The organism is Shewanella sp. 10B, assembly GCF_023475885.1.
In the GTDB taxonomy this organism is placed as follows: domain Bacteria; phylum Pseudomonadota; class Gammaproteobacteria; order Enterobacterales; family Shewanellaceae; genus Shewanella; species Shewanella mangrovisoli.
The window spans coordinates 1,245,846-1,260,211 of the sequence record NZ_JAMDJO010000001.1; the positions used below are offsets into that span (position 1 = coordinate 1,245,846).

9 protein-coding genes are annotated in these 14,366 nt (G+C 47.4%); 4 read left to right on the top strand and 5 right to left on the bottom strand.

Features of this window, described 5'->3' with window-relative positions:
* Positions 1–14: 14 nt before the first annotated feature.
* From rpsA to aroA, 3 genes are all read right to left on the bottom strand, one after another.
* Positions 15–1,682: a 30S ribosomal protein S1 gene (rpsA, locus tag M0415_RS05330; RefSeq protein WP_011622695.1), complete on the bottom strand. Its 1,668-nt coding sequence runs from the start codon at positions 1,680–1,682 to the stop codon at positions 15–17.
* A 102-nt stretch (positions 1,683–1,784) separates the two neighbouring features.
* Positions 1,785–2,477 (bottom strand): (d)CMP kinase, encoded by a 693-nt coding sequence (gene cmk / locus M0415_RS05335; protein WP_011622694.1) that lies wholly within the window; start codon positions 2,475–2,477, stop codon positions 1,785–1,787.
* A 183-nt stretch (positions 2,478–2,660) separates the two neighbouring features.
* Entirely contained in the window at positions 2,661–3,941 is a 1,281-nt protein-coding gene (gene aroA, locus M0415_RS05340) for a 3-phosphoshikimate 1-carboxyvinyltransferase (protein ID WP_249555154.1), read from the bottom strand.
* 435 nt (positions 3,942–4,376) lie between these two features.
* On the opposite strand from aroA, the gene M0415_RS05345 reads away from it, so the two are divergent.
* Positions 4,377–5,567, top strand: coding sequence for an amino acid aminotransferase (locus M0415_RS05345; protein WP_249555152.1), 1,191 nt, complete (start codon positions 4,377–4,379; stop codon positions 5,565–5,567).
* 256 nt (positions 5,568–5,823) lie between these two features.
* On the opposite strand, the gene serC is transcribed toward M0415_RS05345, so the two are convergent.
* Both serC and gyrA read right to left on the bottom strand, forming a co-directional pair.
* Positions 5,824–6,915, bottom strand: a complete 1,092-nt coding sequence (gene serC, locus M0415_RS05350; protein WP_249555150.1) for a 3-phosphoserine/phosphohydroxythreonine transaminase — start codon at positions 6,913–6,915, stop codon at positions 5,824–5,826.
* 105 nt (positions 6,916–7,020) lie between these two features.
* A complete protein-coding gene (gene gyrA / locus M0415_RS05355) occupies positions 7,021–9,777 on the bottom strand; it encodes a DNA gyrase subunit A (protein WP_249555148.1) in 2,757 nt (918 codons plus the stop codon).
* Positions 9,778–10,162: 385 nt separating this feature from the next.
* Between gyrA and ubiG the strand changes: the two genes are divergently transcribed.
* The 3 genes from ubiG (at position 10,163) to nrdA (ending at position 14,324) form a co-directional block, all read left to right on the top strand.
* On the top strand, positions 10,163–10,873 hold the full coding sequence (gene ubiG / locus M0415_RS05360; protein WP_249555146.1) for a bifunctional 2-polyprenyl-6-hydroxyphenol methylase/3-demethylubiquinol 3-O-methyltransferase UbiG: 711 nt from the start codon (positions 10,163–10,165) through the stop codon (positions 10,871–10,873).
* A gap of 1 nt (position 10,874) precedes the next feature.
* Positions 10,875–11,549, top strand: a complete 675-nt coding sequence (locus tag M0415_RS05365) for an HAD family hydrolase (RefSeq protein ID WP_249555143.1) — start codon at positions 10,875–10,877, stop codon at positions 11,547–11,549.
* 486 nt (positions 11,550–12,035) lie between these two features.
* Positions 12,036–14,324, top strand: a complete 2,289-nt coding sequence (gene nrdA / locus M0415_RS05370) for a class 1a ribonucleoside-diphosphate reductase subunit alpha (protein WP_011716964.1) — start codon at positions 12,036–12,038, stop codon at positions 14,322–14,324.
* The last annotated feature ends 42 nt before the right edge of the window (positions 14,325–14,366 follow it).

Below are 14,366 nucleotides of genomic sequence, written 5' to 3' on the forward strand. Positions count from 1 at the left end.
CATACAACAGGCGATTATTTGCGAGCTGCTTTAAACGCTTCAGCCATTGCATTACTAATAACAGCGTCTTCTTGTTTATTCAAGGTCGCCATTACTTCTTTTTCTTCAGCTTCGTCTTTCGCTTTGATTGACAGGCTGATAGAACGGTTCTTACGGTCAACACCCATGAACTTAGCTTCGATAGCGTCACCTACTGAGTAAACAGTAGATGCATCTTCAATGCGCTCACGGCTGATGTCAGCTACACGGATGTAACCTTCAACAGTGTCAGCTAGTTCAACAGTCACACCTTTAGCATCAACAGCAGAAACAGTACCGTTTACGATAGTACCTTTCTTCTTGTCAGCTAAGTAAGCGTTGAATGGATCGTCTTCAGTTTGCTTAACACCTAAGCTGATGCGCTCGCGCTCTGGATCAACAGACAGAACCACTGCGTGGATTTCGTCGCCTTTCTTGTACTCAGATACTGCGTCTTCGCCAGTGCCGTTCCAAGAAATGTCAGACAGGTGAACTAAACCATCGATACCGCCGTCAAGACCGATGAAGATACCGAAGTCAGTGATTGACTTGATCTTACCAGAAACCTTGTCGCCTTTGTTGTAACGAGTTGCGAAGTCATCCCATGGGTTGGTCTTACATTGCTTCAGACCTAGAGAAATACGACGACGCTCTTCATCGATGTCCAGAACTAGAACTTCAACTTCGTCACCTAAGTTAACAACTTTAGATGGGTGAATGTTCTTGTTAGTCCAATCCATTTCAGAAACGTGAACTAAGCCTTCAACGCCTTCTTCGATTTCAACGAAACAGCCGTAGTCAGTCAGGTTAGTTACGCGACCAGTTAACTTAGTGTTTTCTGGGTAGCGCTTGCTGATTTCTAACCATGGATCTTCGCCAAGTTGTTTCAGACCTAGAGACACACGAGTGCGCTCACGATCGTACTTCAGAACTTTAACGTTGATTTCGTCACCAACGTTTACGATTTCAGATGGGTGCTTAACGCGTTTCCATGCCATATCAGTGATATGTAACAGACCGTCAACGCCACCTAAATCTACGAATGCACCGTAGTCAGTCAGGTTCTTAACGATACCTTTAACTGCTTGACCTTCTTGCAGGTTTTCTAACAGTGCATCACGCTCTGCGCTGCTTTCTGATTCGATAACTGCACGACGAGAAACAACAACGTTGTTACGCTTCTGGTCAAGTTTGATAACTTTGAATTCTAATTCTTTGTACTCTAAGTGAGCGGTGTCGCGAACTGGGCGCACGTCAACTAGAGAACCTGGTAAGAAGGCACGGATACCGTTTAATTCAACAGTGAAACCGCCTTTCACTTTACCATTGATGATACCGATTACAGTTTCAGCATCTTCGTAAGCTTTTTCCAGAACGATCCAAGCTTCGTGACGTTTCGCTTTTTCGCGAGACAGTTGAGTCTCACCGAAGCCGTCTTCAACAGAGTCAAGAGCTACGTCAACTTCATCACCAACAGCGATTTCTAAAACGCCTTGAGCGTTTTTGAATTGTTCAGCTGGGATTGGGCTTTCAGACTTCAGACCTGCATCAACCAGAACCATACCGTTTTCGATAGCAACTACAGTACCACGAACGATAGAGCCTGGACGGAATTCCAGAGTTTGAAGGGATTGTTCAAATAGATCAGCAAAAGATTCAGTCATGTTTAGGTTACTTTAATGTAATAAACCACAGTCAATCCTAGACGTGGAGTCAGTCAAATTATCCATATCATCCTTAATACGAATACCTATCCAAACAATAACTTAGTTAGTGTTGGATAATTTTTGGTTGATGTAGTTGAGCGCAAGCTCAAGTACTTCATCAATACCTTTATCGCTAGTATCGATAACGAGCGCATCCTCGGCAGGGACCAAAGGGGCCACTGGACGATTCATATCGCGGTCGTCACGCTCGATAATTTCAGCTAAAAGGCGCTCGATATTAACATCGAAGCCCTTGTCCTGCAACTGATTATAGCGTCTTTGAGCCCGCTCCTCTGCAGAAGCAGTTAAATATAATTTAGCCGATGCCGTTGGGAAAACAACCGTGCCCATGTCACGGCCATCGGCGATTAATCCTGGTGCCGTTCTAAAGGCACGTTGACGACGTAATAAGGCTTCCCGCACACGGGGAAATGCCGCCACTTTAGAGGCCGCATTTGAGCATTCTTGAGTACGTATCGCAGTAGTGACGTCTTCACCTTCTAAGATCACTTGAACTGGGTCTTTCTCATTGCCGGTTAAAAATTTCACATCAAGGTGCGCAGCAAGGAGTGTGATGGATTCTTCATTTTCCAGTTCTACATCGTGGTGAATTGCAGCTAACGCAAGCACTCGGTAAATAGCACCACTATCAAGTAGTTGCCATCCGAGATGCTTAGCCAACAATTGGCTAATTGTCCCTTTACCAGCACCACTTGGGCCGTCGATTGTGACTACAGGAGCCCGTTCAGACATACATTCCTCCGCAAAAAATAATCATCATCCGTGAGTTCTTAACTAGAGCCCCGAAAATGAGCGCGCCGCATTGTACAATACTATACAAATAAAATCCGTGGATTTTTTATGAAGTTTAGAAGCCGCTCAAATGCGGCTTCGTCATCTTGATATGACCCAAAGTCAGTCTGTTACAGAAAGCAGTTAGGCTTTGAGGCTTGCAAATTGGGCAAAATAGTCAGGAAAGGTTTTCGAGGTACAATCGGGATCATTGATAGTGATCCCGCAATCAGCAAACGCCATCATGGAGAAGCACATCGCCATGCGGTGGTCGTTATAAGTATCAATCTCTGCGGTATTAAGCACAGCTGGCGGCGTGATTTGAATATAATCATGGCCCTCGTCCACTAAGGCGCCCACTTTACGCAGCTCTGTGGCCATCGCCGCTAATCGGTCGGTCTCTTTAATGCGCCAGTTATAGATGTTACGAATGGTGGTTGTGCCCTTAGCAAACAAGGCCGCGGTGGCAATGGTCATCGCCGCATCGGGAATATGATTCATGTCTAAATCAACCGCGGTTAACGGCGCGCCACGGGCAATAATGTAATCATCGCCCCACTCAATATCGGCGCCCATTTTTTCCAGCACATCGGCAAATTTCACATCGCCCTGAATGCTTAAACGGCCAACGCCCGTGACTTTTACTTCACCGCCTTTAATGGCTCCCGCGGCTAAAAAGTAAGATGCAGAAGATGCATCCCCTTCCACTAACACTTTACCCGGAGACACATACTGCTGCCCGGCCGGGATCTCAAAGCGGGCATAGTCATGGTTAATCACCTGAACGCCAAACTGCGCCATCAAGGCTAAGGTAATGTCGATATAAGGTTTTGAAACCAGTTCACCTTTGACATGAATGTTCACACTGCCCTTAGCGAGAGGGGCAACCATTAACAGCGCCGTTAAGAATTGACTAGACAGATCGCCAGCAATTTCCACATCGCCACCGTTAAGCCCGGTTGCATTGATGGTCAGAGGCGGAAACCCTTCATTCTTAAGGTACACAATATTCGCGCCCAATTGTTTTAGGGCATCGACCAAGTCACCAATGGGACGCTCTTCCATGCGCGGTTCGCCCGTTAGGGTAAATTCGCCACGCCCTAAGGTCAGCGCAGCGCACAATGGGCGCATAGCCGTGCCCGCATTGCCTAGAAACAGCGTTTGCGCAGTATCCGCCGAGATAGCACCACCTAAACCAATAAGCTCGCAGACAGTATTATTTTGCGATAAGCGGTATTCAACTCCCAACTGCTTTAAAGACGCCAACATATGACGAATATCATCGGAGTCGAGCAAATTGGTTAGCGTGGTGGTGCCTTTGGCTAAGGTCGCCAATAATAATGCGCGGTTAGAAATGCTTTTTGAGCCCGGAATGTTGATCTCACCGCGGACTTGCACAACAGGTTCAAGACGTAATTGCTTCATGAATAAATCTTCTTTCTCTTAGGGCGTAACCATCGATGGCACGCAGACTGAAAATAGGTAAATGGCAACCTCACGCTACATGGCGTCAAGTTAAGATTACAAATTAAAGGAGATTGGGGACCTTGTTGGTGCTTCGTCGTTATAAAATTACCGATAGTGACGCAGGATTCAACCGTTTTTTACTAAAAAACGGCTTTTTAAACCGGAAAATTACTCAAGTCAGTCTAAAAATAACAAAAACACAAAATATCTGCGGTTAAATTGTGATCTAAAGCGTTTTTTGGCAGGCTTTTTTGCCAGATTAATTGGCCATAGTTCACAGTTTTTGCTTTAAATTTTTCATCTATCCACGCTATTCTAGGTTTCAAACGATAAATCACGCATATTCTTTGCAATTCATGTTGTCGCAATATAACCAAAAAGGTAGATGGAGCCATGTTTAACTCACTCGTCGCAATGCCTGCGGATCCTATCCTCGGCCTATTAACCCAATACCGTGAAGACTCACATCCTCAAAAAGTCGACTTAGGTGTGGGCGTATATAAGGATCCCGCGGGAAACACTCCCATCCTTAATTGCGTGAAAAAAGCCGAAAAATTCCGTTTAGACACTGAAACTACCAAAGTGTATATCGGCCCAACCGGTTCGCCTCAGTTTAATACCCTGATAACAGAATTAGCCTTTGGCAGTGATCACAGCGCGATTATCGCCAACCGCATTCGTACTGTTTCTACTCCTGGTGGTACGGGCGCCCTACGCGTTGCCGGTGATTTTATTAAGCGCTGCAATCCTAATGCGGTGCTATGGGTAAGCGATCCCACCTGGGCGAACCACACAGGCTTGTTTGAAGCGGCGGGCATTACCGTTAAAACCTACCCTTACTATGATTACGACACTAAATCATTAAAGTTTGATGAGATGCTCAGTGTGCTTGCTCAAGTTGGCCCGAACGATGTGGTGCTGTTCCACGCCTGTTGCCATAACCCGAGCGGGATGGATTTAACCACTGAGCAATGGGATAAAGTGGTTGCCCTCACCAAGGAGCAAGGTTTTACCCCGCTTATCGACATGGCTTACCAAGGTTTTGGTGATGGTGTCGATATCGATGCCTATGGCGTGCGTAAAATGGCCGCGGCGGTCGATAATATGATCCTGTGTAGCTCTTGCTCGAAAAACTTCGGTCTGTACCGTGAGCGTATCGGTTCTTGCTCTGTGGTTGCAAAGGATGCGAACACAGCAAGCATCGCGCACTCTGTGCTGCTTTACGTGGTTCGCTGCCTGTACTCCATGCCGCCAGCCCACGGCGCAGCGATTGTTGAAACCATTCTCGGTTCAGCAGAGTTAAAGCAAGAGTGGTTAGATGAGCTCAAAGTGATGCGCGACCGCATCAACGGTAACCGCGCGATTTTAGTGGAAAAACTCAAGGCCAATGGTGTTGACCGCGACTTTAGCTTTATCGCTCGCCAAAAAGGTATGTTCTCTTTCCTAGGGGTTAATCCTGAGCAAGTGGCACGTTTACAGAAAGAATTCAGCATCTATATGGTGGGTTCGAGCCGTATTAGCATTGCAGGCATTAGCGAAGACAATGTGGATTACTTAGCCAAGTCGATTGCCAAAGTACTGTAACGAGACTATTGATATGAAAGCGCCTAAGTCGGCCTAAGTCCCCTAGCCTTCTTTTAGTTATTGCTTAGTGCTAGCTTTGACATAACTATCCGCTTTCATATCAACCTATAGCTTTATGCTACCAATAAAAAAACGAATGCCTAGGCGTTCGTTTTTTTGTTCTCGCTTTACGCGGTTAAAACTGAGTTTAAATGGCACATATCAGTCAGCTAATTAAGCAAGTAAGGTAAGCGCCATTCACTAAGCTTAGCTAAGCTTAACTATGCTTTGCCGCAAATTCGTTCATAAAGCTCACCAGCGCGGCTACGCCTTCAAGTGGCATCGCATTGTAGAGGCTTGCACGCATGCCACCGACAATTCGGTGCCCTTTTAAGGCCACTAAGTCCGCCGCTTCGGCCTCTTTTAAGAAGGCGCCATCAAGGGATTCATCCGCCAGTTGGAAAGTCACGTTCATTTGTGAGCGGTTTGCCGCGACGACACCATTCTTATAGAAAGGATTGGCATCGATACAGGCATACAGCATTTGCGCTTTTTGCTGATTGACTTTCGCGATACTGGCCACACCACCTAAGGATTTAAGCCAGGCAAACACTTCGGCCGCTAAGTACCAAGCAAAGGTTGGCGGCGTGTTGAACATGGAGTCATGCTCCACCGCTAAACGGTAATCCATAATGGATGATTGGGTTAAACTCGGCAGTTTCAACATATCATCACGCACGATCACAATAGATAAACCCGAAGGACCAATGTTCTTTTGCGCACCCGCGTAGATTAAGCCGTAACGGCTGACATCGATTTCGCGAGACATAATGGTAGATGATAAGTCGGCGACAATTGGCCATGGACTGTCTAACTCATCAAAAATTTCGATACCATCAACTGTCTCATTTGGGCAGTAGTGCACATAACGGTAATCAGCATCAATTTTGTGTAAATCAGGCAGCACTACAGCATTGAGTCCATTATGTTTTTCAACAATATTGAGGCTATCAATTTGCGCGTCACCCGCCAGCTTTTGCGCTTCGGCTAATGCTGCAGAAGACCATTGACCACTGACTAAATACAGGGCACGGCCTTGGTTGCCTAAAAAATTATTCACAACGGCAGAGAACTGACCACGACCACCGCCGTGCATAAACAGCACATGGTAGTTCTGTGGAATCTGCATCAGCTCGCGTAAATCCGCCTCAGCTTGCTTGGTCAGCGCGATAAATTCCTTACCTCTGTGGCTGACTTCCATCACGGAGACACCTAGCCCATTCCAATCGAGTAATTCCTGTTGTGCTTTTTTCATTACCGCTGCGGGTAACATCGCAGGACCTGCACAGAAATTATAAATCGCGCTCACTGCCACTCTCCTTATTTACAAACCATGATATTAGAATTCATAAAATAAAACGTTGCCATGAAAAAAACGAGCGTCCAATTGGACGCTCGTTTTCATACTCTCGAATTAGTCTTCGTCTTGCTCGTCGTCAAGCTCTTCGTCTTCGTCTAATTCTTCTTCCAGTTCATCCTCTAAAGGCTCTTCTTGAACAGAGTCACCTTCAGCGACAACTGGAACGATAGGCATACCATTTTCATCCAATTCGACTTCATCTTCGTCGCCTTGGATCTCATCGATACGTTGCAGACCAACCACTTTCTCGTCACTTGCGGTACGGATAATGGTCACACCTTGGGTGTTACGGCCGATGATAGACACACCGTTCGCTGGCGTACGGACTAAGGTACCTTTGTCGCTGATCAGCATGATTTCGTCATTGCCGCCAACTTGTACCGCGCCAACCACCGCACCGTTACGCTCGCTCACCTTGATCGATACCACACCTTTGGTCGCGCGGCTCTTCGATGGGTATTCAGACAGTTCAGTACGTTTACCGTAGCCGTTTTCGGTCACGGTTAAGATAGCGCCATCGCCCTTAGGTACGATGAGAGACACCACTCTTTGACCTTCTTCAAGCTTAATACCGCGAACACCGGTCGCGCCGCGGCCCATTGGACGCACACCCTTGAAGTTGATTTGTGGGTTGCCTTCTTCGTCCAGCACTGGGTTACCGTTTTCATCGAGAACAGCCACTTCTTCGCCTTCTTTAAAGCGGACCACTTTACCTTCGTTCGAGAACAACATGATCTCATCATCACCGTTGGTGATATCGACACCGATCAGTTGGTCACCGTCTTTCAGGTTCACGGCGATAATGCCGTTAGCACGTGGGTTGCTGTAAGCCGTCAGTGCAGTCTTCTTCACGGTACCGTTAGAGGTCGCCATGATGATGTACTTATCTTCTGCGTATTCACGCACCGGTAGAATCGCCGTAATGCGCTCTCCATCGGACAGCGGCAGTAAGTTGACAATCGGACGACCGCGCGATGTGCGGCTCGCCAGCGGTAATTGATAGACCTTGAGCCAGTACATCTTACCGAAGTCTGAGAAGCACAGAATGGTATCGTGGGTGTTCGCAACCAGCAGTTTTTCAACGAAATCTTCGTCTTTCACTTTAGTTGCGGCTTTACCCTTACCACCACGGCGCTGGGCTTGGTAATCGCTCAGCGGTTGGTACTTGGCGTAACCTAAGTGTGACAGAGTCACAACCACGTCTTCTTCGTTGATTAAGTCTTCAAGACTCATATCAATTTCATTGGCGTTGATGACGGTGCGGCGAGCATCACCGTATTCGGCCAGAATTTCTTCTAGCTCTTCTTTAATCACTTCCATCAAACGCTCAGGGCTGCGCAGAATAAACAGCAGACCTGCAATGAACTCGAGCAGCTCTTCGTATTCGGCGATGATCTTATCGTGCTCAAGACCGGTTAAGCGGTGTAAACGCAGCTCAAGAATCGCCTGAGCCTGTTGCTCAGTCAGGTAATATAAGCCATCACGGATACCGAATTCTGGCTCTAACCATTCAGGACGCGCCGCATCGTCACCCGCTTTTTCAAGCATGCCCTGCACATGGCCAAGTGCCCAGCCCTGCTCAACCAGTTTCACTTTCGCATCGGCTGGGGTTGGCGAGGCTTTGATCAGCGCAATAATCGGATCGATGTTGGCGAGTGCGACCGCTAATGCCTCAAGAATATGGGCACGTTCGCGCGCTTTACGCAGTTCGAATACGGTACGGCGAGTTACCACTTCACGGCGGTGCAGGATAAAGCACTCGAGCATTTCTTTTAAGTTGAACAACTTAGGCTGACCATTGGTCAATGCCACCATGTTGATACCAAAAGAACATTGCATTTGTGTCTGGGCATAGAGGTTGTTCAGGACAACTTCACCCACTTCGCCGCGTTTGATTTCGATAACGATGCGCATACCGTCTTTGTCAGACTCATCGCGCAGGCCGCTGATGCCTTCAATCTTCTTATCTTTGACTAACTCAGCGATTTTCTCGATGAGTTTCGCTTTGTTCACCTGATAAGGGATTTCGGTAACGATAATGCGTTCACGACCGCTGTCTTCGGTTTCGACTTCCGCCAGCGCACGCATAACAGCGCGGCCACGGCCCGTCTTGTACGCATCGATAATGCCTTTACGGCCATTGATGATCGCCGCCGTTGGGAAGTCTGGGCCTGGAATATGTTCCATCAACTGTTCGATAGACAGCGCAGGATCGGCGATCAGCGCTAAACAGCCCTTAACGACTTCGGTCAAGTTGTGAGGCGGAATGTTAGTCGCCATACCGACCGCAATACCCGATGAACCGTTGATTAACAGGTTAGGGACACGTGTCGGTAATACAGCGGGAATTTGTTCTGTGCCATCGTAGTTGGGCACATAGTCAACGGTTTCTTTTTCAAGATCGGCGAGGAGCTGGTGCGCTAACTTGTCCATACGGATTTCGGTATAACGCATTGCCGCTGCGGAGTCACCGTCAACCGAACCGAAGTTTCCTTGACCGTCGACTAAGGTGTAACGCAGAGAGAAAGGCTGAGCCATACGTACGATAGTATCGTAAACCGCCACATCACCATGGGGGTGATATTTACCGATCACGTCACCGACCACACGGGCAGACTTTTTGTACGGCTTGTTCCAATCGTTCTTCAATTCACTCATGGCAAACAGCACGCGGCGATGCACAGGCTTAAGGCCATCACGCACGTCTGGTAATGCACGTCCCACGATGACGCTCATGGCGTAATCAAGGTACGAATTCTTTAGTTCGTCTTCGATATTAATTGGCGAAATAGATGATGCCAGATCAGTCATAAACTGCTCGTTCCCCTGAAAATTAGCCGACAACGTATAATCCGTATCATTGAGCGGCCCAAAAACGTGATTTGGCATTCTAACACAGTTATTTAATGTCGCCAGACCTATCCTACGTGAATTGCGAAGGATGTGGCTTAATAGATGAAAACACTGTCAATTTGGCCTATTAAACTCAATAAAATCCGTCGTTAATGGTGAAATTGAGGGCAAGACTTGATTAATATCCGAGCAGAAAATCCGCTCTGCTTCACAAAGTGTTTAAGAATTAATGATAATTGCTGAAATTTCACTCAACCACAAAGACTTAGGATCAGCCAATACTGTGTTTATCCCCCATTGTCGTTATAATAGCCGCACAATGACAGCCGCTATAGGTAATAGCATGCAACAGAATACCAACGTAGACCCGCAGGAAATCGCAAAGTTTGAACGTATGGCCGAAACCTGGTGGGATCTCAACGGCGAGTTTAAGCCGCTGCATCTATTAAATCCCCTGCGCCTTAACTATATCGATCAAACGGCGGGCGGGATTTTTGGTAAGAAAGTGCTGGACGTCGGCTGCGGCGGCGGCATTTTATCCGAAAGCATGGCGCGCATCGGCGCGGTCGTTGACGGCCTCGATATGGGTGAAGAACCATTAGAAGTCGCGCGTTTACATGCACTGGAAACTGGCGTGAGCATCAACTATGTCAAAAACACTGCCGAGTCCCATCGAGAAGATCACCGCGAATACTACGATGTGGTGACTTGTATGGAGATGCTCGAGCATGTGCCAGATCCGCAATCGGTCATTCAAGCCTGCTGCGATATGGTTAAACCCGGCGGTTTTGTGTTTTTCTCAACCATCAACCGTAATATGAAGTCTTTCGTTGAAACCATTATCGGCGCCGAGTACCTATTAAAGATGTTACCAATTGGCACCCATGACCATAATAAGTTCATCAAGCCATCGGAACTCATGGCCTTAGTCGATAATACCGATCTTCTCTGTAAAGATGCACTTGGGATCACCTATAACCCGCTAACAGGGATCTTTAAGTACACCCCAAAGGTCGATGTTAACTATATGATTGCGACGCAAAAGGTAGATTAAGATGAGCTTAGCTGAGGTTAAAGGGGTCTTATTCGACCTTGACGGCACCCTTGCCGATACCGCGCCGGATCTGGTTCAGGCCCTTAACCTCAGTTTGTCTGATGTCGGTATCGCGGCAAAACCTTTAGCAAACATGCGTAGCGCCGCCTCCCATGGCAGCTTTGCCTTAGTCGATGCGGCGATTCCCGGCGCGGATGACGCACTGCGCACTCAAGTACAACAAGGACTCCTCGCACACTATCAAAGGATCAATGGAGACCATTGCCAGTTGTTTGATGGTATCGCTCCCCTGCTCGATTGGCTCGAGTTATGCCATGTACCGTTTGGGGTGATCACGAATAAACCCGCCCGCTTTACACGCCCTCTATTACATAAGCTTAAGCTCAGCTCGCGTATGCCAGTGATGATCAGTGGCGATTCGACCCGTTACCCTAAGCCACATACTGCACCTATGCTATTGGGCGCACAGCAGCTGCAGTGCCATCCACAGCAAATCCTCTATTTAGGTGATGCCGAGCGGGATTTACTCGCGGCCCAAGCGGCGGGCATGCTTGGCGGTGTGGCGTTGTGGGGATATTTAGGTGAGGCCGATACACCCGATGCATGGCCTGCCTATGCGCAGTTTAACTCACCATCGAGTTTACATTCGGCCTTAAGCCAAGCATTCGCAAAATAGCAGTAACGGATTACTAAGGTTAACGGCCCAACCGAATCCGATTAACGGCGAAATTATGCGCTCTTCGCTGGTAATGCAATTTAGGTTAAGGGTCAATCCTTGCGATCGCGATCGCTGCTTATTTTAGCGATCGATCACACAGTGAAATTTGCGCAAAAAAACGTCATCAATTTCGCACGCTAATCTCAATTTGAGCTTCAGGGTTAGTCATCACTAACGCTTTTCTTTATCCTCAAGATATCCACAAGATACCCCCTGAATTGAGACTTGCAAATAGCGTCAAACCTCACTATCTTGTATCTCAGATTATTTAAAACACCATATCTTGTGTATAGGTAGCAATCAGACACACTAGAAGTTCCCCGTTAAATCGACTATCTCCTGCATAGTCAGCAGTATTAAGGGTTTTCAGGTTGATTGTTTTACAAGGAAACGTACGGTGACTTAGTTCACCTGAACAGATATCAGAACCAAGGCCTCTCTTCAATGAATAGCAATATGACAGTCACAAAACGCTGTGGTGCACGTGAGACAATCGATCTCGACAAAATACACCGCGTAATTACTTGGGCAGCCAAGGGATTAAAAAACGTTTCTGTTTCTGAAGTTGAACTTCGCACGCATTTACAGTTTTTCGACGGGATCCCAACCGAAGCTATCCACGAAACGATCATCAAATCTGCGGCGGATTTAATTTCCCCAGAATCTCCGGATTATCAGTTTCTGGCTGCGCGCTTAGCCGTATTCCATTTACGTAAGAAGGCCTTTGGTCAGTTCGAGCCGCCAAAGTTATACGACCATGTGACTAAACTGGTCGAGCTAGGCAAGTATGATATGCATATTCTGCAGGATTACACCCGCGAAGAACTCGATATCATGGACAGCTATATCGACCATTGGCGCGATATGAACTTCTCCTACGCGGCGGTAAAACAGCTCGAAGGTAAGTATCTGGTACAAAACCGTGTGACCCACGAGATCTACGAGAGCGCCCAGTTCCTCTATATTCTGGTGGCAGCCTGTTTGTTTGCCCGTTATCCAAAAGAAACGCGCCTGCAATACGTTAAAGATTTTTACGACGCGGTATCGACCTTTAAGATTTCTCTGCCCACGCCAATCATGGCGGGGGTGCGCACACCAACACGTCAATTCAGTTCATGTGTACTGATTGAATGTGGTGACAGCTTAGATTCTATCAACGCGACCGCCTCTTCTATCGTGAAGTATGTCAGCCAACGCGCGGGTATTGGTATCAATGCCGGTCGTATCCGTGCATTAGGTAGCCCAATCCGTGGCGGCGAAGCCTTCCACACCGGTTGCTTGCCTTTCTACAAGTATTTCCAAACGGCGGTGAAGTCTTGCTCGCAAGGCGGCGTTCGTGGTGGTGCAGCGACCCTCTTCTACCCCATTTGGCACTTAGAAGTAGAATCGCTGCTGGTACTGAAAAACAACCGCGGTGTTGAAGATAACCGTATTCGCCACTTAGACTACGGCGTGCAGCTCAACAAGCTGATGTACCAACGTCTGATCAAAGGCGAAAACATTAGCCTGTTCAGCCCATCGGACGTACCAGGTCTTTACGATGCCTTCTTCGAAGATCAAGACGAATTCGAACGTCTGTACCTGCAATATGAGCAAGACAGCAGCATTCGTAAGAAGACATTGAAAGCAGTTGAACTGTTCTCATTGATGATGCAAGAGCGTGCTTCAACGGGCCGTATCTACATCCAAAACGTCGACCACTGTAATACTCACAGTCCATTCGACTCGAAAGTTGCTCCGATCAGACAATCTAACCTTTGTCTTGAAATCGCGCTGCCGACCAAGCCATTGAACAACATTGACGATCCAAACGGTGAAATCGCGCTGTGTACACTGTCGGCGTTAAACTTAGGTGCGATCAAAAACTTAGCCGAGCTTGAGCCATTAGCCGATTTAGCAGTACGTGCACTGGATAACCTACTGGATTACCAAGATTATCCAATCAAAGCGGCCGAAATTTCATCGATGAACCGTCGTACTTTAGGTATTGGTGTTATCAACTTCGCTAACTACTTAGCGAAGAATGGCATGAAGTACTCCGATGGTAGCGCGAACAACCTGACTCACAAGACCTTTGAAGCGATTCAGTTCTATCTGCTCAAGGCGTCAATGAATCTGGCGAAGGAAAAAGGTGCGTGCCCATTATTTAATGAGACCACTTACGCCCAAGGTATTTTACCTATTGATACCTACAAACGTGATTTAGATAAGATTTGCAGCGAACCATTGCATTTAGACTGGGAAACACTGCGGCAAGACATCAAACAGCACGGTTTACGTAACTCGACCCTGTCTGCGCTGATGCCATCTGAGACTTCATCACAGATCTCAAATGCGACCAACGGTATCGAACCGCCACGCGGTTTGATCAGTGTTAAAGCCAGTAAAGATGGCCAGTTAAAGCAAGTGGTACCTGATTTTGATGAGCTGAAATACAACTACGAGCTGCTATGGCAAATGCCAAGCAACGAAGGTTACTTACAGCTCGTGGGTATCATGCAAAAATTCGTTGACCAAGCGATTTCGGCCAACACTAACTATGACCCAACGCGTTTCGAAGGCCGTAAGGTTCCGATGCAGACTCTGCTGAAAGACTTACTCAATGCCTATAAGTTAGGTGTAAAAACGCTGTACTACCATAACACTCGCGATGGTGCATCGGATCAACACGATGACATTACCAACATAGAGAAAGAAGATGATGGCTGTGCTGGCGGCGCCTGCAAAATCTAATCTTCAATGTTAACGGTTGCGGGATCCCTTTGGGATCCCGAC

Bases quoted from the DNA above. Each gene is read 5' to 3' on its own strand.
- rpsA (WP_011622695.1), bottom strand. From the start codon at position 1,682: ATGACTGAATCTTTTGCTGATCTATTTGAACAATCCCTTCAAACTCTG.
- cmk (WP_011622694.1), bottom strand. From the start codon at position 2,477: ATGTCTGAACGGGCTCCTGTAGTCACAATCGACGGCCCAAGTGGTGCT.
- aroA (WP_249555154.1), bottom strand. From the start codon at position 3,941: ATGAAGCAATTACGTCTTGAACCTGTTGTGCAAGTCCGCGGTGAGATC.
- M0415_RS05345 (WP_249555152.1), top strand. From the start codon at position 4,377: ATGTTTAACTCACTCGTCGCAATGCCTGCGGATCCTATCCTCGGCCTA.
- gyrA (WP_249555148.1), bottom strand. From the start codon at position 9,777: ATGACTGATCTGGCATCATCTATTTCGCCAATTAATATCGAAGACGAA.
- ubiG (WP_249555146.1), top strand. From the start codon at position 10,163: ATGCAACAGAATACCAACGTAGACCCGCAGGAAATCGCAAAGTTTGAA.
- M0415_RS05365 (WP_249555143.1), top strand. From the start codon at position 10,875: ATGAGCTTAGCTGAGGTTAAAGGGGTCTTATTCGACCTTGACGGCACC.
- nrdA (WP_011716964.1), top strand. From the start codon at position 12,036: ATGAATAGCAATATGACAGTCACAAAACGCTGTGGTGCACGTGAGACA.